This is a genomic window from Variovorax saccharolyticus (assembly GCF_030316765.1).
Lineage (GTDB): Bacteria > Pseudomonadota > Gammaproteobacteria > Burkholderiales > Burkholderiaceae_C > Variovorax > Variovorax saccharolyticus.
Genome location: NZ_JASZYT010000006.1, coordinates 81,719 through 102,801, shown reverse-complemented (window position 1 = coordinate 102,801; position 21,083 = coordinate 81,719). Strand labels below are relative to the sequence as shown.

The window sequence follows — 21,083 nt, the reverse complement described above, 5'->3', positions numbered from 1 at the left end:
TGCGCGGTCCATCGTAGGCAATCGCATCGTCGCACCCTGTGGGCGGGTGCGCGCAAACGCGCGTAGGCCATGGCTTGAGGCCGTCGGTGCGGTCCTACCGCGCACCACTCGCCGCGCCGACAGGCGAGAGCGTACCGTCACTACGGTCCGCGGGCAGGCCCCGAGCCTAAGCTATGACCAGGCGCTCAGCCGTGCGCTCCGCTTGTCTGCAACCCAAGGAAATCGAGATGACCTCACCCCACAAGGCGGCCGCGGGCCGTCGCCCCAAGCAGGGCGATGGCAGCCAGGCCAAGCAGGAGCAGCTGGACACCTTCACCAGCGACAACGCCGCCCTGCTGACCACCAACCAGGGCCTGCAGATTCCCGACAACCACAATTCCCTGCGGGCCGGCGTGCGCGGCCCGACGCTGCTGGAAGACTTCATCCTGCGCGAGAAGATCACGCATTTCGACCACGAGCGCATTCCGGAGCGCGCGGTGCATGCGCGGGGCTCGGCGGCGCACGGCTATTTCGAGGTCTACAAGTCGATGTCGCAGTTCACCGCGGCCGAGTTCCTGCAGGACCCGGCGGTGAAGACGCCCGTTTTCGTGCGCTTTTCGACCGTCGCGGGTTCGCGCGGTTCGGCCGATACGGTGCGCGACGTGCGCGGCTTCGCGGTCAAGTTCTATACGCAGCAAGGCAACTACGACCTGGTGGGCAACAACATCCCGGTGTTCTTCATCCAGGATGCGATGAAGTTCCCGGACCTGGTCCACGCCGTGAAGCCGGAGCCGCACCACGAGATGCCGCAGGCGGCGAGCGCCCACGACACCTTCTGGGATTTCGCCTCGCTGATGCCCGAGACCACCCACATGCTGATGTGGGCGATGTCGGACCGCGCGATTCCGCGCAGCCTGCGCATGATGGAGGGCTTCGGCGTCCACACCTTCCGCTTCATCAATGCCCGCGGCGAGAGCCACTTCGTGAAGTTCCACTGGAAGCCCAAGCTCGGCATCCACGGCTTGGCCTGGGACGAGGCGCAGAAGATCGCCGGCAAGGACGCCGACTTTCACCGGCGCGACCTGTGGGAGGCGATCGAGGCCGGCGATTTCCCCGAATGGGAGCTCGGCGTGCAGATGATCCCGCAGGACAAGGAGCATGCCTTCGGCTTCGACCTGCTCGATCCGACCAAGCTGATCCCCGAGGAGATGGTGCCGGTGCAGCGCATCGGCCGCATGGTGCTGAACCGCAACCCGGACAACTTCTTCGCCGAGACCGAGCAGGTGGCCTTCCATCCGGGCCATGTGGTGCCGGGCATCGACTTCTCGAACGACCCGCTGCTGCAGGGGCGCCTGTTCTCCTACACCGACACGCAGATCTCGCGGCTCGGTGGCGCCAACTTCCACGAACTGCCGATCAACAAGGGCGTCTGCCCCTTCCACAACTTCCAGCGCGACGGCATGCACCGGCAGACGATCGCGCGCGGCCAGGTGGCCTACGAGCCGAACTCGCTGGGCGACGGCAAGGAGTTCCGGGTCGATGGCGCCAGCGCGGGCTTCCAGTCGTTTCCGGAGGCCCTGGAGCCGCCGAAGGTGCGCCGGCGCAGCCCGTCCTTCGATGACCACTTCACCCAGGCGCGGCTGTTCTTCAACAGCCAGACCGCACCCGAGAAGGAGCACATCATCGCGGCCTTCCGCTTCGAACTGTCGAAGGTCGAGGTGCCGGCGGTGCGCCAGCGGATGGTCGACAACCTCGCGCACGTCGACGAGAAGCTGGCTCGGCGCGTGGCCGAAGTGCTGGGCATCAAGCCGCCGGATGCCAAGGCGGCGGCCGGGCGCGCGGGCTTTCGCGAGCACCGATTCACGATGCCGATCGACGAGTCGCCGGCGCTCAGCATGGCCGACACCGGCGGCGGATCGGTCAAGACGCGCAAGGTCGCGATCCTGGTGGCCGACGGCATCGACTCGGCCTCGCTGAAGGTGATCCGCGAAGGGATCGAGCAGGCCGGCGCCCAGTGCAAGGTGGTGGGGCCCCGGCTGGGCACCATCGCCAGCGCCTCGAAGCGCCAGCTCGAGGTCGACGTCACCTTCGTCAACACGCCCTCGGTGATGTTCGATGCGGTGCTGGTGCCGGCGGGAGCCGAAGGCGTCCGGGCCCTGGCCCAGAACGGCGATGCGGTGCACTTCGTGCTCGAGGCCTACAAGCATTGCAAGGCGATCTGCACCGTGGGCGAAGGGGTGCAGCTGCTGGCCTCGCTGGGCATCGGCGAGGACCCGAAGGCCGCGCCGGCGGGCGTCGTGGTGGCGCCGACGCCAGTCACCAACCTCGGCGACGCGACCGCGGCGCACCAGGTGGCACAGGACTTCGTGGCCGCGATCGCGAAGCACCGGCACTGGGACCGGGCCAACGTCGACGCTGTTCCGGCCTGAGCCTCAGGCGCCTGCCAGCAGCTGCAGCGGCGTCTCCCACAGCAGCTTGCGCCGCTCGGCCGGGTCTGGAAAGAGCCGCTCGACGAGCTTCAGCTGAACGCCGTAGTCGATGCGTTCGGTGGCCCGCAGGTAGGGCCAGTCGGAGCCCCAGACGCAGCGTTCGAGCGTGAAGGCGTCCACCAGCGCCTGCACGAAGGGCCAGGCGTCCTCGTGCGGATGGGGCTGCTGCGAGAATTTCGCGAAACCCGAGAGCTTGACGACGGCGCGCCCCGAGCGCCCCAGTTCCAGCAGCGCCGCGAAGCCGGGCTGGCGCAGGCCGGCCTCCACCTGCGGCTTGCCGCAATGGTCGATCAGCAGGCGCAGCCGCGGCGCGACGTCCAGCAGGGGCATCAGCGCCGGCAACTGGTCTCGCTCGACCTGCACCTGGAGCAGCATGCCGAGCCGCTCGAGCTTCTTCAGCAGCTCGCCGGCCTGCAGGTAGTACGCGACACCGAGGAAGGACGGGTTGAACGCCACCCCCACGATGCCTTGCGCCTGCAGCGCCGCAAGCGCGTCGAGCGCGATGCCGTTGTCGACCACCGCGATGCCCTTGAAGCGGCCGGCGCTGCGCGCGATCGCATCGAGCAGGCAGCGGTTGTCCGTGCCGTAGCCCGAGTTGGGACCGACCACCAGCGCCTTCTGCACGCCATGCGCATCGAGCACCGCGAGAAAGAGATCGGCCGAGCCGGACTCCTGGCCGCTCGGGCGATAGTGAGTGTCGCTGGCGTAGGGGAAGCGCTGCGGATCGAAGATGTGGTTGTGGCAATCGATCTTGGGCTCGTCGAAGATGTTCATGGCCGGAGCGTAGCGCGGTGTGCCGGTCCAGACCATTTCGCGGTCTTATCCGACAGGGCTGCGGCCAGGCTTCTGGCAGGCTAGGCGGGTTTTGCTTTGCCCACCCACCGCCTCATGAAAACTCCTTCCGCGATCGACCCCGAGGAATTCCAGCGCCTGCTCGGCCGCAACCTGAAGCTGCCGCTGATCGGGGGAGTGATCGGCGCGATGGTCTTCGTCGGGCTGATCGTCTACCTGCTGTCGGTGGTCGGCTGGGTCGAGCACACCGACCGCGTGACCGGCAACGCGACCGAGCTGCAGCGCCGCAGCATCGACATGGAGACCGGCATGCGGGGCTTCCTGATCACCGGCGACGAGAGTTTCCTGGAGCCCTACGACAGCGCCCTGGCCCGGGTGAAGAACGACTTCGGTGCCTTGAAGGCGCTGGTGGCGGACAACCCCGCGCAGAGCGCCCGCATCGATCGCATCGCCGCGCTGCAGGACGCCTGGAACGACTTCGCCCGCGAGACCATCGCGCTGCGGCGCAGCGGCGGCGACTACCAGCAGGCCGTGAGCCTTGGGCGCGGCAAGCGCCTGACCGACGACATGCGCGCCAGCTTCGCGGCCTTCATCGATGCCGAGCGCAACCTGCGCTTCCAGCGCAACAGCGAGGTCAACAGCACCAGCATCGCGATCGTCGTGCTGTTCGTGCTGTTCACGCTGATCTCCACCGGCCTGCTGGCCTTCTTCGGCCGGCGCCAGCTGCTGCGCCTGTCGGAGAGCTACGACGCGGTGCTTGGCGAACAGGCGGCGCATGCCGAGGTGCTGCAGCGGCAGGCCTGGCTGCGCGGCGCCCAGACCGAACTGGGCAACGAGCTGGTCGGCGAGCTCAGCGCGCAGGAGATGGGCCGCAAGGTGCTGGCCTTCTTCTCGCGCCACATCGGCAGCCTGGTCGGCGCGATGTACCTGCGCGAGCGGCATGGCGCGCTGCACCGGGTCGCGAGCTATGGCTTCTCGAATGCGGCCGAGGCCTCGCCGCAGGTGATCGCGCCGAACGAGGGCCTGGTCGGGCAGGCGGCGTCCGAGCGGCGGCTGATGCGGGTCGAGCCGGTGCAGGCCGACTACCTCCGGGTCAATTCGGGCCTGGGCGAGATGGCGCCGGCCGCCGCGGTGCTGCTGCCGGTACAGAACGACGGCATCGTCAACGGCGTGATCGAGCTCGCCCTGCCGCAGGCGCCGAGCGAGCGCAGCATGCAGCTGCTCGAACTGGTGGGCCCGGGCATCGGCAGCGCGGTCGGCGCGGTGCGCTATCGCCAGCAGCTGCAGGACGCGCTGGCCGAGACCCAGCAGCTCAACGAGGAGCTGCAGGTGCAGCAGGAAGAGCTGCGCACCGCCAACGAGGAGCTCGAGGAGCAGTCGCGCGCCCTGCGCGCCTCGCAGGCCACGCTGGAGAACCAGCAGGCCGAGCTGGAGCAGACCAACAGCCAGCTGTCCGAGCGCACCGAGGCACTGGACCAGCGCAATGCCGCCCTGCGCCGGGCCCAGCGCGACCTGGAGGAGCGGGCCGACGAGCTGCAACGCGCGAGCCGCTACAAGTCGGAGTTCCTTGCCAACATGTCGCACGAACTGCGCACGCCGCTCAACAGCGCCCTGATCCTGGCCAAGCTGCTCGGCGACAACCCGCGCGGCAACCTCGATGCCGAGCAGGTGAAGTTCGCCGAGTCGATCTACGCGTCGGGCAACGACCTGCTGGTCCTGATCAACGACATCCTCGACATCGCCAAGGTCGAAGCCGGCAAGCTCGAGGTGGTGGCCGAGGAAGTGGCGCCGGCCAAGCTTGGCGAGAGCCTCGAGATGAGCTTCGGCCGGCTGGCGGCGCAGAAGCAGCTGGGCTTCCGGCTCGAGATCCGGCCGGACGCGCCGGCCTCGCTGGTCACCGACCGGCAGCGGGTCGAGCAGATCCTCAAGAACCTGCTGTCGAATGCGCTGAAGTTCACCGACCGCGGCGAGGTGGCGCTGACCGTGTCCGGCACGGCCGACGGCGGGGCGAGCTTCGCGGTGACCGACTCGGGCATCGGCATCCCGGCCGACCAGCAGGACGTGATCTTCGAGGCCTTCCGCCAGGCCGACGGCACCACCAGCCGCCGCTATGGCGGCACCGGCCTGGGCCTGTCGATCTCGCGCGACCTCACCCGGCTGCTCGGCGGCACGCTGGCCGTGCACAGCGTGCCCGGCACCGGCAGCACCTTCACGCTGCAGCTGCCGGCGCGGGCGCCGCAGGCCGATGCGCAGGCCGAGGCCAGGCCCGCCGCGAGGCCCTCGCCCGCACCGGTGCGCCCGCGCGCCGAGCTGCCGCCGGCTCCGAAGGCCCCGGCGGCGGCGCCGGTCCCCGCGCCCCAGTTCGCCGACGACCGGGCCCTGCCGCGCGACCAGGCGCGCCGCGTGCTGGTGATCGAGGACGAGCCGCAGTTCGCCCACATCCTCTACGACCTCGCGCACGAACTCGGCTACCGCTGCCTGGTCGCGCACGGCGCGGCCGACGGCTTCAGCCTCGCGACCCAGTTCCTGCCCGACGCGATCCTGCTCGACATGCGCCTGCCCGACAGCCCCGGCCTCGGCGTGCTGCAGCGGCTCAAGGACGATCCGCACACGCGGCACATCCCGGTGCACGTGGTGTCGGCCCAGGACAACGCGGAGGCCGCGCTGCACATGGGCGCGATCGGCTACGCGCTGAAGCCGACCTCGCGCGAGCAGCTGACCGAGGTGTTCCGCAAGTTCGAGGACAAGCTGACGCAGAAGGTCAAGGCGGTGCTGCTGGTCGAGGACGACGCGCTGCAGCGCGAGAGCGTGGTGAAGCTGATCGCCGACGACGATGTGGTGATCACCGCCGTGGAGTCGGGCGAGGAGGCGCTGGCGCTGCTGCGCAGCCGCGTGTTCGACTGCATGATCACCGACCTGCGCCTGCCCGACATGCAGGGCAGCGAGCTGCTCAAGCGCATGGCGACCGAGGAGATCGTCTCGTTCCCGCCGGTGATCGTCTACACCGGGCGCAATCTCACGCGCGACGAGGAGGCCGAGCTGCTGCGCTACTCGCGCTCGATCATCATCAAGGGCGCGCGCTCGCCCGAGCGCCTGCTCGACGAGGTCACGCTGTTCCTGCACAAGGTCGAGGCCGACCTGTCGAGCGAACGCCAGAGCATGCTGAAGACCGCGCGCGGCCGCGACCGCGTGTTCGAGGGCCGCCGCATCCTGCTGGTGGACGACGACGTGCGCAATATCTTCGCCCTGACCAGCGCGCTGGAGCAGCGCGGCGCCGCCGTGGAGATCGGCCGCAACGGCCGCGAGGCGCTCGACAAGCTCGACCAGGTGCGCGACATCGACCTGGTGCTGATGGACGTCATGATGCCCGAGATGGATGGCCTCGAAGCCACGCGCCGCCTGCGCCAGGACCCGCGCTTCGCGAAGCTGCCGGTGATCGCGGTCACGGCCAAGGCCATGAAGGACGACCAGGAGCAGTGCCTGGCGGCCGGCGCCAACGACTACCTGGCGAAGCCGGTCGATCTCGACCGCCTGTTCTCGCTGCTGCGGGTGTGGATGCCCAAGATGGAGCGGCTGTGAAGGCCAATCCCGAACTGCGCGCGCTGCATCCACCCAGCGCCACCGAGATCGAGCTGCGCCTGCTGATGGAGGCCATCTACCTCAAGTACAGCTACGACTTTCGCGACTACACCGGCGCGTCGCAGAAGCGCCGCGTGCAGTATGCGCTGGGCCAGCTCGGGCTGGCGAGCATCTCGGCGCTGCAGGAACGCGTGCTGCGCGACCCGGCGCTGTTCGCGCAGCTGCTGCAGTACCTCACGATCCCGGTCAGCGAGATGTTCCGCGACCCGGCCTACTTCCTGGCGCTGCGCCAGCAGGTGGTGCCGATGCTCCACACCTACCCGTCGCTGACGGTCTGGGTGGCCGGCTGCAGCACCGGCGAGGAGGTGTTCTCGCTGGCCATCCTGCTGCGCGAGGAAGGCCTGCTCGAGCGCACGCGCATCTATGCCACCGACATCAACCCGGCGTCGCTCGAAAAGGCGCGCCAGGGCATCTTTCCGCTGGAATCGGTGCGCGGCTACACCGCCAACTACCAGCGCGCGGGCGGCCGGCGGGCTTTCTCGGACTACTACACGGCGGCCTACGAGGCGGCGCGCTTCGACCCCTCGCTGTGCGCCGACGTGATCTTCGCCGACCACAGCCTGGCCACCGACAGCGTATTCGCCGAGACCCACCTGGTGTCCTGCCGCAACGTGCTGATCTACTTCAACCGGCAGCTGCAGGACCGCGCGCTGGGCCTGTTCCACGAGTCGCTGTGCCACCGCGGCTTTCTCGGCCTGGGCGCCAAGGAGAGCATCGACTTCTCGGGCTATGCCGAGCGCTTCGAGGTGCTGTCGCGGGCCGAGCGCGTCTACCGGAAGGTGGCATGAGCGCCGCCCGGCCGCCCGAAGGCGCTCGCACCGCAGTGCGCAGCACGGAGGTTTCGTTATGAGCTCGGGGGACTCTCGCCGCATCGAGGCGGTCGTGGTCGGCGCCTCGGCCGGCGGCGTCGATGCGCTGATCACGCTGCTGGGCAATCTGCCGGCGCACTGGTGGCTGCCGACCACGGTGGTGATCCACCTGCCGGAAGGCCACGAGAGCCGGCTGGCAGAGGTCTTCCGCCACCGGCTGCCGTTCCCCGTGCAAGAGGCCGAGGACAAGGCGCCGGTGGCGCCCGGCACGCTTTATTTCGCGCCGCCGGGCTACCACCTGTCGATCGAGCGCGACCGCACCTTCTCCTTGAGCTGCGAGCCGCCGGTGCTGTTCTCGCGGCCGGCGATCGACGTGCTGATGGCTTCGGCCGCCGATGCCTACGGGCCGACGCTGGTCGGCGTGCTGCTGACCGGCGCCAACGAAGACGGCGCGGCGGGCCTGCTGCGCATCCACGAGGCCGGCGGGCTGACCGTCGTCCAGGACCCGGCAGAAGCCCTCGTGCCGACCATGCCGCGCGCGGCCATCGCCGCCCATGCGCCCGATTTCGTGCTCCCCCTGCGCGACATCCGCGCGCTTCTCCTGCAACTGGATTCCGCCCATGCCCATTGATGTCGAAAGCAAGCTGCTGATCGTCGACGACCTGCCGGAGAACCTGCTGGCGCTCGAGGCGCTGATCCGCGGCCCGGGGCGGTCGGTGTACCAGGCATCGTCGGCCGAGCAGGCGCTGGCGCTGCTGCTGGAGCACGAGTTCGCGCTCGCGATCCTCGACGTCCAGATGCCGGGAATGAACGGCTTCGAGCTGGCCGAGATGATGCGCGGCACCGAGCGCACGCGCCAGATCCCGATCATCTTCGTGAGCGCCGCCGGCCGCGAGATGAACTACGCCTTCAAGGGCTACGAGAGCGGCGCGGTCGACTTCCTGCAGAAGCCGCTGGACGCCCAGATGGTCAGCAGCAAGGTCAGCGTCTTCGTCGACCTCTACCGGCACCGCAAGGCGCTCAAGCACGAGATCGATGCCCTGGCCGCCTCGCACCGCCAGCAGGAGGCGCTGGTGCAGCAGCTGCAGTGCACCCAGCGCGAGCTGGAGCGCGCGGTGCGCATGCGCGACGACTTCATGTCGATGGTGTCGCACGAGCTGCGCACGCCGCTCAATACCCTGTTCCTCGAGACCCAGGTGCGCAAGCTGCACCTGTCGCGCAACAACACGGCGCCCTTCGCGCCCGATCGGCTGCCGGCGATGGTCGAGCGCGACCAGCGGCAGATCCAGAACATGGTGCGCCTGATCGACGACATGCTCGACGTCACGCGCATGCGCAGCGGCGCGCTGTCGATCCAGCCCGGGCCGGTCGACCTGGCGCAGCTGGCGCGCGGCGTGGTCGAGAGCCTGGCCCAGCAGGCCGAGGCGGTGGGGCCGCCGATCGGCTTCGAGGCGCCCGCCAGCGTGCCGGGCGTGTGGGACGAGTTCCGCATCGAGCAGGTGCTGACCAACCTGATCACCAACGCGCTGCGCTACGGCGGCGGCAAGCCGATCGAGGTCGGCGTGCGGCTGGACGGCGACATGGCGCTGATGAGCGTGCGCGACCACGGTCCGGGCATCGCGGCGGCAGACCACGCGCGGATCTTCGAGCAGTTCGAGCGCACCGATGAAAGCCGCAAGCAGGCCGCAGGCCTCGGGCTGGGGCTTTTCATCGCGCGCCAGATCGTGCGCTCGCACGGCGGCGAGATCACGCTGGAGAGCGCGCCGGGCGAAGGCGCGACCTTCAGCGTCTCGCTGCCCCTCGGGGCCGGGCCGCGGTCGGGCTGAAACCGCGCCTTGCCCCGGGGTCGCGTCCTACACCGGCATCCGAAGAGCGCGCACGATACTCTGGAGCTTTGCATTGGCGGAGATTTGCAAGTGAACGTCCTGATCGTCGACGACAACCAGGCCGCGGCGGACCTGCTGCAGGAACTGCTCGTGCTGCAGGACCACACGGCGCGCTGCACCTACACCGGCAGGCAAGCCCTCGATGTGGCTGCCGGCGAGCACTTCGACGCTGCGCTGGTCGACCTGACGCTGCCCGATTTCCCGGGCACCGAGGTGGCTCGCCAGCTGCGCGCCGCCGCCCGCGGAGAGCCGCCGCTGCTGGTGGCGATCTCGGGCTACTCGGCCGACGAAGCCAGCAACGCCGCCGGTCTGTTCGACCACCACCTGCAGAAGCCGATCGACTTCGACGTCCTCGACCGCATCCTCGCGCGGCCGCTCGCGGGATGAAGTCTTCACCCGGCGCGCGCAGCTGGATGGCGGCCGGCGTGCGCCACGAACTGCTGACCCGCGCGTTGCCGGCGCTGCGCCACGAGATGGCGGCGCCGGTGTCGGTGATGCGGATGAGCACCTTGCTGCTCAAGCGCCAGCTGGCTGCCAACACCGCCGTGGACACGGCCGCCTGGGTCGAGCGCATGACGCAGATCGAGGACCAGGTGGCGGCGCTCGCCAGCGGCGTGCGATCGCTGCGCGACTGGGAGCTCGCCACCCACGACGACGGCATCACGCGCAGCGCGCTGGTGGCCCAGTGCGCCTCGCTGATGCGGGTCGCCTTCGAGCTCAACGGCATCGGCCTGAAGATCGACGAGTCGCTCGCGGCGGCCGAAGACGAGCCGCGCTTCGCCGCCGCCGCCGCGCTGCGCTACATGGCGCTGGGCGCGCTCGGTTACCTGCACGACAGCGTGCCGGGCCTGGGCGAGATCCGGATCGAGGCCGAGGGCGACGATGCACTGCGCTTCATCGCCGGCCTCGGCGTGGCGGCGCCGGTCGAGCCGATCGCCGGCGCCCACCGGGCGCCGCGTGCGCTCGCGATCGACCCGGTCGCGCTGCAGGCCCTGGCCGACGGGCTGGGCTATGGGGTGGTGGTGGACGGCGAGTCGGTGCGCCTCGGGCTCGGCGCCACGATGAATCCGGTCTGAGCAGCCCCGCACGGGCGGGTCTCGCAGTCCTCGTATTCGGACATCAGGTGGATGCTGCGCTTCACGCGCGCCGTCATCTTGTCGTTGAGGTGAGCCCAGCCGCGGTACATCGGCACCACGACCAGCCAGCCGATGCCGATCACGCCGCCCAGCGCGCCCATGTACTCCCAGTGCATCGGTTCCATGTGTCCCGCTCGTTCTTCCGCATCCGGCGGATCAGCCTATAAAGACACAAATAGTAGCAATAGGGCGCAACAAATACCCCGACACGCGGCGAAGACGCGCGCAGCTTTACAGGGAGATGTCACCAGCAGCCAACAAATGGATACAAAAAGAGTGCTTTGGAATTCATTCTCGCCGCGCCACCGCGCGGCGTTCAGGCCGGCACGGCGCTTCGGCGAGTCGCCAGCAGGGCGCGCAGCTTGGCGGGCGCCACCGGCTTGGTGAGCAGCATCACGCCGCCCTGGCGCAGCCGCCGCAGCGCTTCGGGCCCGGTCGCCCCGGAGACCAGCACCGGCAGCGCCTCCGGCTGCAGCCGGCGCGCCGCGTCGATGACTTCCATGCCGTCCTCGTCGTGCGCCAGCTGCAGGTCGCACAGCACGACGTCGAAGTGGGCACCGTCGGCGCCGAGCCGGGCCAGGGCGCCGTCGCGGGTGGCGGTGCATTCGACCAGGCAGCCCCATTGCGCGAGCAGCGTGCGGCTGCCGTCGAGGATCGCCGGATCGTCGTCCACCACCAGGCAGTGGAGGCCGGCCAGCGGTGCGGACGCGGGTGCCTCCGCCGCCACCGGCGCGACGTCGCGCGGGCTCGCCACCGGCAGCTCGATCGCGAAGGTGCTGCCGGCCTGCAGCGCGGAGCGCACCGAGATGCGGCTGCCGAGCAGGGCGGCGATGCGCGAGCAGATCGCGAGGCCGAGGCCGAAGCCCTGGCGCCGGTCGCGCTCGGTGTTCGACACCTGGTAGAACTCCTCGAAGATGCGGGCCTGGTGGATCGGCGCGATGCCGACGCCGTTGTCGCGCACCTCGATCCGCACCGCGCCGTTGCGGCGCCGCGCCGTCACCAGCACCGTGCCCTCGGACGGCGTGTGGCGCACCGCGTTGCTGACCAAGTTGCCGACGATCCGCAGCAGCAGCGCGGCGTCGCTGCGCACCGCCAGGCCGCGGTCGCGCCACAGCAGCCGCACCCTGGCGGCGGCCGCGGCCGCGGCGTGCTGGGCCTCCAGCTGGTCGAACAGCGCGGCCAGCGACACGCCGCCGATCGCCGGCGTCAGCACCTGGGCGTCGAGTCTGGAGATCTCCAGCAGGTCGTCGAGCAGCACGCCCATGAAGTCGGTCGCCTCCTGCAGGCGCAGCACCGCGGGCCGCTGTACCGGCGAGGCGGTCGGCAGCAGGCCGTCGATGAACAGGCCCATCGCGTGCAGCGGCTGGCGCAGGTCGTGGCTCGCGGCGGCCAGGAAGCGGGCCCGCGACAGCGCCGCCTGCTCGGCCTCGGCCATGCGCTGCAGGGCGACCGACGTGGCCTCGCGCACCCGCTCCTCGCTCTGCTGGCGGTTGCGCTGCAGCCGCTCGGCGAGGCGGTTGATGTCGTGCGCGAGGTTGGCGAACTCATGCTGGGCGCGGCGCGCGCGTTCGGCCGGGCCGCGCTCGGCCTCGTCCTCGGCGACCACGTTGCAGCGGGCGTCGAAGCGCCCCGCCTCCAGGGCCGCCACGGTGCGCGAGATGCGGCGCAGCGGCTGGGCGACGGCGCGCGCCGTATGCCGCACCCAGGCCCAGGCGGCCAGCAGCGCGATCATCGCGATGCCGATGCCGGCCATCAGCGAACGGGTGCGCTCGCGGTCGTAGGCCGTGGTGTCGCGGAAGGTCTGGACCAGGCCGATCGGCGTCTCGCCGGCCACCGTCGAGCCGGCCGGTGCGAAGGCGCTGGCGCGGGAGGCTTCGCGCAGCGTGACCGGCGCGGTGAAGGTGCGCAGCTGTGCCAGGGGGGCGGTCTTGGGGCCGGCCGTGACGTAGACGCCGGCGCTGTTGCTGATCTCGACGCGCGTCACCTGGCCGCCGCGCAGGGCGGCGTTGGCGACGTTCTGCAGGGCCGGCAGGTCGCCCGCATAGAGGCTCAGGTCGGACATCGCGGCCACCTGGCGCGCCACCGCCTCGCCTTCGGCGTCGAAGGCGGTTTCCAGCGTGCTCAGGCGGCTGTGGGTGAACCAGCCGGTGAGCGCCAGCGCGACCGCGGCGCACGGCACCACGCCGAGCCGGAACAGGTCGCGCTGCAGGCTGGCGCCGACCACCAGGGCGCGGCTTGCCGGGGCCGGCGCATCGCTGCCGGACCGGACGATGGGGGCAGGGACGGCCAGGCGATGGCTGGGAGCGGTCACGAGGCGACCTCCGTGCGAGCGCCAGCGGGCGGCCGGGCGGTGCTCATCGGATGCTGCTCACGCGTGCAGTCAACTCGCGTTCGTCGGGCAGCCGCAGGCCGAGTCCGCGCGCGACGGTGGCATTGACGCGCACCGTCGCCGGCGTCGCGGCTTCGATCCGCACGCCGGGCGCGCTGCCGGCCGCAGCGAGCTTGTGGCCCAGCCCCCGCGCCTGCTGGGCCAGCTGGCTCGGCGTCGATACCGCGGCGGCCAGGCCGCCGGAGCGCACCAGGCCGTCGCTGGTGCCGAACACCGGCAGGCCGGCGCCGGCGCCGGCGCGCAGCACCGTCAGCGTCGCGGCCTGGCTGTCGCCGATCTTGTCGGGCAGCACCAGCAGGGCGTCGCTGCGCGGCACCAGCAGGCGCAGCGCGGTGGCGAGCGACTTGGCATCCGGCGCGTATTCGACCTGCAGGTCCCAGCCCAGGCCGGCGCGCAGCAACTCGTTCACGATCGGCTCCGACTCGGCCGTGGCGACGATGCCGAGCCGGCGCTTGGTGGGCATCACGGCATCGATCAGCGCCAGCTGGTCGGCCATGGCCGGCTCGCGCAGGAGCACGCCGATCTGGCGCTCCGGGCGACGCAGGGCGGCCGTGCCCCTGAGGCTCTCGTAGTCGAGCCGGCTCAGCATCGCCAGCACCAGCGGGTCCTGGCCCGGACTGGCGATCGCCGAGCGGGCGGCGCTCATGCCGACGGCCATCGTGATGCCGTCCGGCGCCGCGCTCCCCGCGGCCTCTTCGACGGCGCGCTCGCCAGCCGCCAGGTGGACCAGATGGAAGCGGTTGCCGGCGTCCTGCGTTTCGCGCAACTGGCGGACGAACTCGGTGTGGGCGGCCGTCTCGTCGGCCATCAGCACCGTGAGGCCGGCGGCCTGCGCGCTGCCGCACAGCCAGGCTGCACAGGCCAGGGTCGACAGGACGCGCTGCCATCGAGGCAGCGGGGGAAAACGGTTCGCAAGCATGGACTGCATTCGCAGGGGTGAGGCATCCAATGTACGAAGGCGGCTGTTTGTGCGCGATAAGGCAGAGGGCTTATGTCCTCCTGCGGCCTTCTGCATTGTGGGCCGGGAGGGCGGGATTCCGCAGCCTCTCGGTCTATGCCGGACGACGTACGGTTTTCGCCGACGCGGTGTCGGGCCGCGGCCCGAAGCGCGGCCGGGCCGCCCTCGGGGGCGCTCAGCCGACGGGCGCGAGGGCGCCATGCGCCGCGGCCAGCTGCGCCTGGATGGCCTGGCGCAGCACGCGCGGCGAAACCGGCTTGTAGAGCACCGCGACTCCCGCGCTGGCGACTTCGCGCAGGCGGTCCGGCTTGGTTTCGCCGGTCACCAGCAGGCGCGCGGTCGACGGCCCGATGCCGCGCGGATGGCGCTCCAGCGCGGCGATCACGTCGAGCCCGTTGTCGCCGGCCTGCAGCAGCAGGTCGCTGACCACCACGTCGGGAGGGCGGTCCCAGGTGTCGGCCAGCGCCAGCGCCTCGGAGCGGCTCTGGGCGGCCATCACCTGCGCGCCCCAGTTGGTCAGCACGACCTGCAGGCCCTCGAGGATGGTGCGCTCGTCGTCGATCACCAGCACCAGCACGTCGGCCAGGCTGGTGTCGGGCTCGACCGCCATGCCGAGCGGCTGTGCGAGCACCGGCGCCAGCATCGGCGCGGGCTCCGCGGCCCGCACCGGGACCCGCACGCAAGTGCCTTTCAGGAGCCGCGAACTGAGCTCGACGCGGGTGTTGAGAAGGGCCGCGAGCCGCTGTACGGTGGCCAGGCCCAGGCCCATCCCGCGCTGGTCGCGGCCGCCCTGCCGCCCCTGGTCGACCTGGTAGAACTCCTCGAAGACCCGCGACTGGTGATGGGGCGCGATGCCGACGCCGGTGTCCCAGACCTCCACGCGGATCGACCGGCCGCGCCGCCGGGCGCCGACCAATATGCCGCCCTCGCTGGTGTGGCGCAGCGAGTTCGACACCAGGTTGTTGAGGATGCGCGACAGCATCACGTAGTCGCAGCGCACCCAGGCGTCGGTCTTGCGGACCACCAGCCGCAGGTTCTTCTGCTCGGCCACCGCACGGAAATTGCGGCTGATCTCGTCGAACAGCGTGTCGAGCGCGAAATCGGTCCACTGCGGCTGCAGCACCCCGGCGTCCAGCTGCGACAGGTTCAGCAGCTCCGAGAACAGCCGGTCCAGCGATTCGACGCACTCGCGGATGTGGCCGATGCGCTGCAGCCGCACCGGATCGGTCTCGCCGTTGGCCAGCCCGTCCGAGAACAGGGTCAGCGCGTGCAGCGGCTGCCGCAGGTCGTGGCTGGCGGCGGCCAGCAGCCGGGTCTTGGCCTGGCTGGCGACCTCGAGCTGCTGGTTCTTGCTGGCCAGCTCGGCCGTGGCGTGCACGATGCGGCTCTCGAGCTGGTTGCGGCTTTCCAGCAGCGCACGCGCCGCCAGGTTGAAGCCGTGCTGCAGCCGCCGCACTTCGGCCGTGCCCTCGACCTCGACCTGCGCATCCTCGCCGGCGCCCAGCCGGTCGACCGCCTCGCCGAGCGCCTGGATCGGCGCGCTGATGCGCCGCGCCGCCCACCAGCCGGCCAGCCCGACCCCGGCCAGGCTGGCGCCGAGCACCATCACGACGTTGAACCAGACCGCCCGCTTGGCGCTCGTCACCGCGTCCAGACTCATCTCGACCATCACCTTGCCGTGCTGCCTGCCGTCGTCGCCGGTGATCGGCGCCACCACCTGCAAGCCCTCGCCGCGCTGCCGGTCCACGGTTTCCGAATTGGCGACGATCTCGCCTTCCTCCGACCAGATCTGCACCTGCTGCACATGCGGCTGGTAGCTGCCGGACTGCGCGGTGCGCTGCAGCGCCCGGCGGTCCATGTGCTGCATCTGCGACTGCGCCACGGTGGCGACCTGCAGCGCCACGGTCTGGGCGTTGGCGCGCATCAGTTCGGTCAGGTTCGACAGGTGCTGGCGCGTCAGCACCGCGATCGCGCCCAGGGTCGCGATGGTGGCCGGCAAGAGGGCCAGCAGCACCAGCTGCTGGGCCAGCGTCAGGCCCGCCAGCAGGCGCAGCGCGCGGAACGACCAGCTCATCGAAGAGCGGGGTTGGCTGTGGCGATCAGCCATCGGTCGGCCCACAAATGCGCATGGGTTGAGGAAAATGACACGTCTAATGCTTAAGTTGGTTTCTAATTGTGTTGTAGACAGCGCTCGTTTGACCAGCCCGTTCGGGCGAGTCTGGCCCATGCGTTCCAGAAAGATGCAGGTTCCTGTCCGTTGCGCCTTGCGCGTTCCCCGTGTTCTCGTGGCCGCCCGACCGGATCGGTTCCGGCGCGCGGTGGTGCGCGCGGGCCTTGCGCTGCTGCTCGGCTGGCAGCTGGTGGCGGCGGCGCAGACGGCGCAGACGGCGCCGCCGGCCGGCGCGGCCGATGCCGTGGCCGGCGCAGGCGCCGTGCGCTTCGGCATCCTGCCGCTGGGCGGGGCCTTCGAGTCGCGCAACGACTGGGAGCCCCTGCTGGCCGACCTGCGGCGCGCCATCGGCCGCCCGGTCACGATGCTCTCGGTGACTTCCTACGAGGCCCTGGAGCAGGCGATCCAGCGCGACCAGGTCGACATGGCCTTCCTGTCCGGCAAGATGGCGCTCGATGCCGTGACCTTGCGCCGCATGAAGGTGCTGGCGCAGGTCACGCGCCACGACGGGCTGCCGGGCTACCGCGCGCTGCTGCTGGCGCGCAAGAGCGGCCCCAGGAGCAACCTCAAGGACCTGCTGTCCGAGCCCGAGAAATGGCGCCTGGCGCGCGGCGAGAGCCGGTCGGTGTCGGGTTTCATCGTGCCGCAGCTGCAGCTCTTCCTGCCCAACCACATCGCGATGGAGACCCGCTTTCGCAGCGAGCTGGTGGGCACGCACCAGGTGACGGCGCTGGCGGTGGCCAACGACGAGGCCGATGTCGCCACCAACAACACGGCCGATTTCGAGCGTTTCCGCCAGCAGTTCCCGGCCGAGGCCGACCGGCTGCAGGTGATCTGGGAGTCGGAGCTGATCCCGCATGCGCAGATCGTCATCCGGCGCGACTACGGGCCCGAGTTCGAGAAGAAGGTGCAGCTCTTCCTGGTGGAGTACGCGCGCGGCAAGAGCCCGCGCGGCGACAGCGAGCGCGCGGTGCTGAAATCGCTGCACGACCTGGCCGGCTTCGTGCCGGCCGACAACAGCTCGCTGCTGCCGGCCGCCAAGCTGGCCTACCAGCTGGCACGGCAGAGCGCGATGACCTCGCAGTGGGTCAACGAGGCGGCGCGCCAGGCGCGGCTGCAGCGCATCGAGACCACCTATGCCGAGCAGGTGGCGGCATTGCGCGCGGGCGCGCCGTGAGCCCATGCTGAGGCGAGGGGTCGCGCGCCTGGCGCTGGCCGCCGTGCTGGCCCGGCATGCGGCGGCCGGGGCCCAGCCCGTCCGGCCGCTGCCGCTGCCCGAATTGCGGTTTGGCGTGCTGCCGGTCGGCGGCGTGGTCGAGTCGCGCGAAAGCTGGACGCCACTTTTGGCCGAGCTCAGCCGCGCCATCGGCCGGCCGGTGACGGTGCATTCGGCCACCACCTACGAATCGCTGGGCGAGGCCATCCGGCGCGGCCAGGTCGACCTGAGCCTGCTGTCGGCCCAGCTGGCGCTCGACGCCGTCTCCCAGCGCCGCATGAACGTGCTGGCCCAGGTGCAGCGGCACGGCGGCACGCCCGATCATCGCGCCGTGCTGCTGGTGCGCAAGGCCGGCCCGCGCAACTCGCTCGAGGACCTGCTCGCCCGTCCTGAGCAGTGGCGGCTGGCGCGCGGCGACAGCCGCTCGGTCTCGGGCTTCATCCTGCCGCAGGTCCAGCTGTTCCTGCCGAACCGGATCGCGATGGAGACCCGCTTCAAGAGCGAGATCGTCGCCACCCACCAGGCCACGGCCCTGGCGGTGGCCAACGGCGACGCCGACGTGGCGACCAACAACACCACCGATTTCGAGCGCTTCCGCGAGCAGTTCCCGGCCGAGGCCGAGCGGCTGCAGGTGGTCTGGGAGTCGGAGCCGACGCCGCCGGCCCAAGTCGTGGTGCGCCGCGACCTGCCGCCGGAGCTGCAGAAGAAGCTGCGCGTCTTCCTGGTCGGCTACGGGCGCGGCCAGGGATCGCGGGCCGAGTCCCAGCGCGAGGTTCTGAAGGCGCTGCGGGCGTCGCTGGGCTATGCGGCGGCCGACAACAAGGCGCTGCTGCCGGCCGCCCGCCTGCAGTACCAACTGGCGCGGCAGAGCGCGCTCAATGCGCAATGGGTGAGCGAGGCGGCGCGCGAGACCCGGCTGCAGCGCATCGAGAGCGCCTATGCGGAGCAGGTGGCGGCGCTGCGCGAGTAGGGTGGCGGTCCGCGGTTTGGTCTGTCCCGCGAGGTTTGATCAGTCGAGGACAGAGCAAAAACTGCTGCGCAGTTTGTTGGTCTGTCCCGCGAGGTCTCAGTCCTGCGGCCGTTCCAGCAGCCATTCGGGCGGCGCATAGATGTCGGCGTAGCGGACGCGCCCGATCGAATAGTGGATCTCCGTGCCCGGCGGCACGCCGATCGCGGCCAGCGCGGACTGCAGCAGGGACCGTCCGGCGGCGATGTCCGAAATGTCGATGTCGACCCGGGTGAACGCGACCCGGCGCCGGCCGCGGGAGGTCGGCTCGCCGAGCGAGTCGCCCCAGCCGAGTACCGAGCCGAGGCCGCGCGCGCGCAGCGCTTCGTCGATGCGTTCCTCGCGCTGGTGCCAGCGGTCGTCCACGTTCTCGACCACCGGAATCTTGACGACCAGGAACTCGCGGCGCCCGTAGGCCGTGCCGTCGGAAGATGAATCGGTCAGCGGTCCCATGGGCGCCATTCTCGGTCAAGCGCTGTCCGGCTTGCGTCGCGGCGTCCGATCCCGTACGCTGCCCGACGCGCCCAGGCGCCGAGGAGACAGCCCATGCCAAGCCGATCGAACGGCCAGACGGCCGAAATGGAAGCGGTGCGAACCCTGGCGCTCGTCGGCGCCTCCGCCGCCGGCAAGACCTCTCTCGCCGAGGCCTTGCTGCACAAGGCCGGAGCGATCGGCGCCCGCGGCAGCGTCGAGCGCGGCAGCACCGTGAGCGACCACGATCCCCTCGAACGCCGCATGCAGCATTCGCTCAATGCCTCGGTGATGCACCTGGCGCACGCCGGCACGCGGGTGCATTTCATCGACACGCCGGGCGGGGCCGACTTCCTCGGCCAGAGCCTGCCGCCGCTGGAAGCGGTCGAAACCGCGGCGGTGGTCGTCAACGCCGCCAACGGCATCGAGCCCATGACGCTGCGCATGATGGCCTATGCCGCCGAGCGGCACCTGGCGCGGATGGTGATCGTCAACAAGATCGACACCCAGGGCGTCGACCTGGCCGGCCTGCTGGCGCAGATCCAGGCCGCCTTCGGGCGCGAATGCCTGCCGCTGAACCTGCCGGCCGCAGGCGGCACGCAGGTGGTCGACTGCTTCTTCAACCGCGAGGGGGAGTCCGACATCGGCAGCGTCGAGGACGCGCACCGGGCACTGGTCGAGCAGGTGGTCGAGGTCGATGCGGCCTTCGTCGACCGCTACCTGTCCGAAGGCGACGTCGATGCCGCCGAGCTGCACGCGCCGCTCGAACAGGCGCTGCGCGAGGGCCACCTGATCCCGGTCTGCTTCGTCTCGGCGCGCAGCGGCGCCGGCTTGCAGGAGCTGCTCGACGTCATCGTCAAGCTGCTGCCCGATCCGACCGAGGCCAATCCGCCGGACTTCCTGCTCGGCGAGGGCGCCGCGGCCGAGCCCATGCAGGCCCGGCCCGACCCGTCGCTGCACGTGCTGGCCCATGTCTTCAAGGTCACGGTCGATCCCTACGTGGGCAAGCTCGGGATCTTCCGGGTCCACCAGGGCACGGTCACGCGCGACAGCCAGCTCTACATCGGCGACGGCCGCAAGCCCTTCAAGGTCGGCCACCTGTTCATGCTGCAGGGCAAGGACCATGTCGAGGTGGCGCGGGCGCTGCCGGGCGACATCGTGGCGGTTGCCAAGGTCGAGGAGATCCACTTCGACGCCGTGCTGCACGACGCCGCCGAGGACGACCACGTGCACCTGGCGCCGCTGGCCTTCCCGGTGCCGGTGCATGGCCTCGCGGTCGAGCCCAAGCGCCACGGCGACGAACAGCGGGCCTGGGAGATCCTCGGCAAGCTGGTCGCCGAGGACCCCTGCCTGCGCGTCGAGCACGTGGTGGCCACCAACGAGACCATCATCTACGGCCTCGGCGAGCTGCACCTGCGCGTGATGCTCGAGCGGCTGCGCGAGGTCTACCGCTTCGAGGTCGAGACCCGGCCGCCGCGCATCGCCTACCGCGAAACGGTCACCGCGCCGGCCGAGGGCCACCACCGCCACAAGAAGCAGACCGGCGGCGCCGGCCAGTTCGGCGAGGTCTTCCTGCGCATCGAACCGCTGGCGCGCGGCAGCGGCTTCGAGTTCGCCGACGAGGTCAAGGGCGGGGCGATCCCGTACCAGTTCATCCCGGCGGTCGAGAAGGGCGTGCGCGAGGTGCTGGTGTCGGGTGCGATCGCCGGCTACCCGGTGGTCGATGTCCGGGTGGTGGTGCACGACGGCAAGCACCACAGCGTCGACAGCAAGGACATCGCCTTCGCCACCGCCGGGCGCAAGGCCTTCATGGCCGCGATCCGGGCGGCGCGGCCGATCGTGCTCGAGCCGATCGTGCAGATCGAGATCGCGGCGCCCGACCACGCGATCGGCGACGTCACCGGCGACCTGTCCTCGCGGCGCGGGTTGGTCACGGGCACCGCGAACGGCGGCGCCGGCACGGTCGTGGTAAGGGGCCAGGTGCCGATGTCGGAGCTGGCCAGCTACCAGTCGCGGCTCAACGCGCTGACCAGCGGCCAGGGCCGCTACACCATCGCGCTGTCGCATTACGAGGCGGTGCCGCCGGCCACCCAGCAGACCCTGATGGGCCAGCACCGGGTGCGTGACGACGAGTGACCGGTCC

16 protein-coding genes are annotated in these 21,083 nt (G+C 70.7%); 10 read left to right on the top strand and 6 right to left on the bottom strand.

Features of this window, described 5'->3' with window-relative positions; all coding sequences use genetic code 11:
• The first annotated feature begins 227 nt into the window (after positions 1-227).
• The gene (gene katE, locus QTI45_RS19000; RefSeq protein ID WP_286371993.1) at positions 228-2,408 is read left to right on the top strand and encodes a catalase HPII; all 2,181 of its coding nucleotides are present in this window, start codon (positions 228-230) and stop codon (positions 2,406-2,408) included.
• A 3-nt stretch (positions 2,409-2,411) separates the two neighbouring features.
• On the opposite strand, the gene QTI45_RS18995 is transcribed toward katE, so the two are convergent.
• The gene (locus QTI45_RS18995; protein ID WP_286371992.1) at positions 2,412-3,242 is read right to left on the bottom strand and encodes an amidohydrolase family protein; all 831 of its coding nucleotides are present in this window, start codon (positions 3,240-3,242) and stop codon (positions 2,412-2,414) included.
• Positions 3,243-3,356: 114 nt separating this feature from the next.
• Between QTI45_RS18995 and QTI45_RS18990 the strand changes: the two genes are divergently transcribed.
• The 6 genes from QTI45_RS18990 (at position 3,357) to QTI45_RS18965 (ending at position 10,670) form a co-directional block, all read left to right on the top strand.
• The gene (locus QTI45_RS18990) at positions 3,357-6,839 is read left to right on the top strand and encodes a response regulator (RefSeq protein WP_286371991.1); all 3,483 of its coding nucleotides are present in this window, start codon (positions 3,357-3,359) and stop codon (positions 6,837-6,839) included.
• Entirely contained in the window at positions 6,836-7,687 is an 852-nt protein-coding gene (locus tag QTI45_RS18985; RefSeq protein ID WP_286371990.1) for a CheR family methyltransferase, read from the top strand. Before QTI45_RS18990 ends, QTI45_RS18985 begins: the two co-directional genes overlap by 4 nt.
• Before the next feature lie 58 nt (positions 7,688-7,745).
• Entirely contained in the window at positions 7,746-8,339 is a 594-nt protein-coding gene (locus QTI45_RS18980) for a chemotaxis protein CheB (protein WP_286371989.1), read from the top strand.
• Positions 8,329-9,534 (top strand): hybrid sensor histidine kinase/response regulator, encoded by a 1,206-nt coding sequence (locus tag QTI45_RS18975; RefSeq protein WP_286371988.1) that lies wholly within the window; start codon positions 8,329-8,331, stop codon positions 9,532-9,534. The genes QTI45_RS18980 and QTI45_RS18975 overlap by 11 nt, the downstream gene beginning before the upstream one ends.
• Before the next feature lie 90 nt (positions 9,535-9,624).
• A complete protein-coding gene (locus QTI45_RS18970; RefSeq protein ID WP_286371987.1) occupies positions 9,625-9,981 on the top strand; it encodes a response regulator in 357 nt (118 codons plus the stop codon).
• Positions 9,978-10,670: a hypothetical protein gene (locus tag QTI45_RS18965; protein ID WP_286371986.1), complete on the top strand. Its 693-nt coding sequence runs from the start codon at positions 9,978-9,980 to the stop codon at positions 10,668-10,670. Before QTI45_RS18970 ends, QTI45_RS18965 begins: the two co-directional genes overlap by 4 nt.
• Here QTI45_RS18965 and QTI45_RS18960 read toward each other — a convergent pair.
• The 4 genes from QTI45_RS18960 to QTI45_RS18945 form a co-directional block, all read right to left on the bottom strand.
• Positions 10,604-10,855 (bottom strand): hypothetical protein, encoded by a 252-nt coding sequence (locus tag QTI45_RS18960; protein ID WP_286371985.1) that lies wholly within the window; start codon positions 10,853-10,855, stop codon positions 10,604-10,606. The two genes, QTI45_RS18965 and QTI45_RS18960, sit on opposite strands and share 67 nt — an antisense overlap.
• A 191-nt stretch (positions 10,856-11,046) precedes the next feature.
• Entirely contained in the window at positions 11,047-13,041 is a 1,995-nt protein-coding gene (locus QTI45_RS18955; protein WP_286371984.1) for an ATP-binding response regulator, read from the bottom strand.
• 43 nt (positions 13,042-13,084) lie between these two features.
• Positions 13,085-14,038: an ABC transporter substrate binding protein gene (locus tag QTI45_RS18950; protein ID WP_286371983.1), complete on the bottom strand. Its 954-nt coding sequence runs from the start codon at positions 14,036-14,038 to the stop codon at positions 13,085-13,087.
• A gap of 214 nt (positions 14,039-14,252) precedes the next feature.
• Positions 14,253-16,151 (bottom strand): ATP-binding response regulator, encoded by a 1,899-nt coding sequence (locus QTI45_RS18945; RefSeq protein ID WP_286371982.1) that lies wholly within the window; start codon positions 16,149-16,151, stop codon positions 14,253-14,255.
• Positions 16,152-16,362: 211 nt separating this feature from the next.
• Between QTI45_RS18945 and phnD (QTI45_RS18940) the strand changes: the two genes are divergently transcribed.
• A complete protein-coding gene (gene phnD, locus QTI45_RS18940) occupies positions 16,363-17,424 on the top strand; it encodes a phosphate/phosphite/phosphonate ABC transporter substrate-binding protein (RefSeq protein WP_286371981.1) in 1,062 nt (353 codons plus the stop codon).
• A gap of 4 nt (positions 17,425-17,428) precedes the next feature.
• On the top strand, positions 17,429-18,433 hold the full coding sequence (gene phnD, locus QTI45_RS18935) for a phosphate/phosphite/phosphonate ABC transporter substrate-binding protein (protein WP_286655521.1): 1,005 nt from the start codon (positions 17,429-17,431) through the stop codon (positions 18,431-18,433).
• 96 nt (positions 18,434-18,529) lie between these two features.
• Here the strand turns inward: phnD (QTI45_RS18935) and QTI45_RS18930 are convergent, their stop codons facing one another.
• Positions 18,530-18,922: a hypothetical protein gene (locus QTI45_RS18930; RefSeq protein WP_286655520.1), complete on the bottom strand. Its 393-nt coding sequence runs from the start codon at positions 18,920-18,922 to the stop codon at positions 18,530-18,532.
• A 93-nt stretch (positions 18,923-19,015) separates the two neighbouring features.
• Here QTI45_RS18930 and fusA point away from each other — a divergent pair, with 93 nt between their 5' ends.
• Positions 19,016-21,076, top strand: coding sequence for an elongation factor G (fusA, locus tag QTI45_RS18925; protein ID WP_286655519.1), 2,061 nt, complete (start codon positions 19,016-19,018; stop codon positions 21,074-21,076).
• Positions 21,077-21,083 lie beyond the last annotated feature (7 nt).

Bases quoted from the DNA above. Each gene is read 5' to 3' on its own strand.
- QTI45_RS18965 (WP_286371986.1), top strand. From the start codon at position 9,978: ATGAAGTCTTCACCCGGCGCGCGCAGCTGGATGGCGGCCGGCGTGCGC.
- QTI45_RS18945 (WP_286371982.1), bottom strand. From the start codon at position 16,151: ATGAGCTGGTCGTTCCGCGCGCTGCGCCTGCTGGCGGGCCTGACGCTG.
- QTI45_RS18960 (WP_286371985.1), bottom strand. From the start codon at position 10,855: ATGGAACCGATGCACTGGGAGTACATGGGCGCGCTGGGCGGCGTGATC.
- fusA (WP_286655519.1), top strand. From the start codon at position 19,016: ATGCCAAGCCGATCGAACGGCCAGACGGCCGAAATGGAAGCGGTGCGA.
- katE (WP_286371993.1), top strand. From the start codon at position 228: ATGACCTCACCCCACAAGGCGGCCGCGGGCCGTCGCCCCAAGCAGGGC.
- phnD (WP_286655521.1), top strand. From the start codon at position 17,429: ATGCTGAGGCGAGGGGTCGCGCGCCTGGCGCTGGCCGCCGTGCTGGCC.
- QTI45_RS18990 (WP_286371991.1), top strand. From the start codon at position 3,357: ATGAAAACTCCTTCCGCGATCGACCCCGAGGAATTCCAGCGCCTGCTC.
- QTI45_RS18980 (WP_286371989.1), top strand. From the start codon at position 7,746: ATGAGCTCGGGGGACTCTCGCCGCATCGAGGCGGTCGTGGTCGGCGCC.
- QTI45_RS18995 (WP_286371992.1), bottom strand. From the start codon at position 3,242: ATGAACATCTTCGACGAGCCCAAGATCGATTGCCACAACCACATCTTC.
- QTI45_RS18975 (WP_286371988.1), top strand. From the start codon at position 8,329: ATGCCCATTGATGTCGAAAGCAAGCTGCTGATCGTCGACGACCTGCCG.
- QTI45_RS18930 (WP_286655520.1), bottom strand. From the start codon at position 18,922: ATGGGACCGCTGACCGATTCATCTTCCGACGGCACGGCCTACGGGCGC.
- QTI45_RS18950 (WP_286371983.1), bottom strand. From the start codon at position 14,038: ATGCTTGCGAACCGTTTTCCCCCGCTGCCTCGATGGCAGCGCGTCCTG.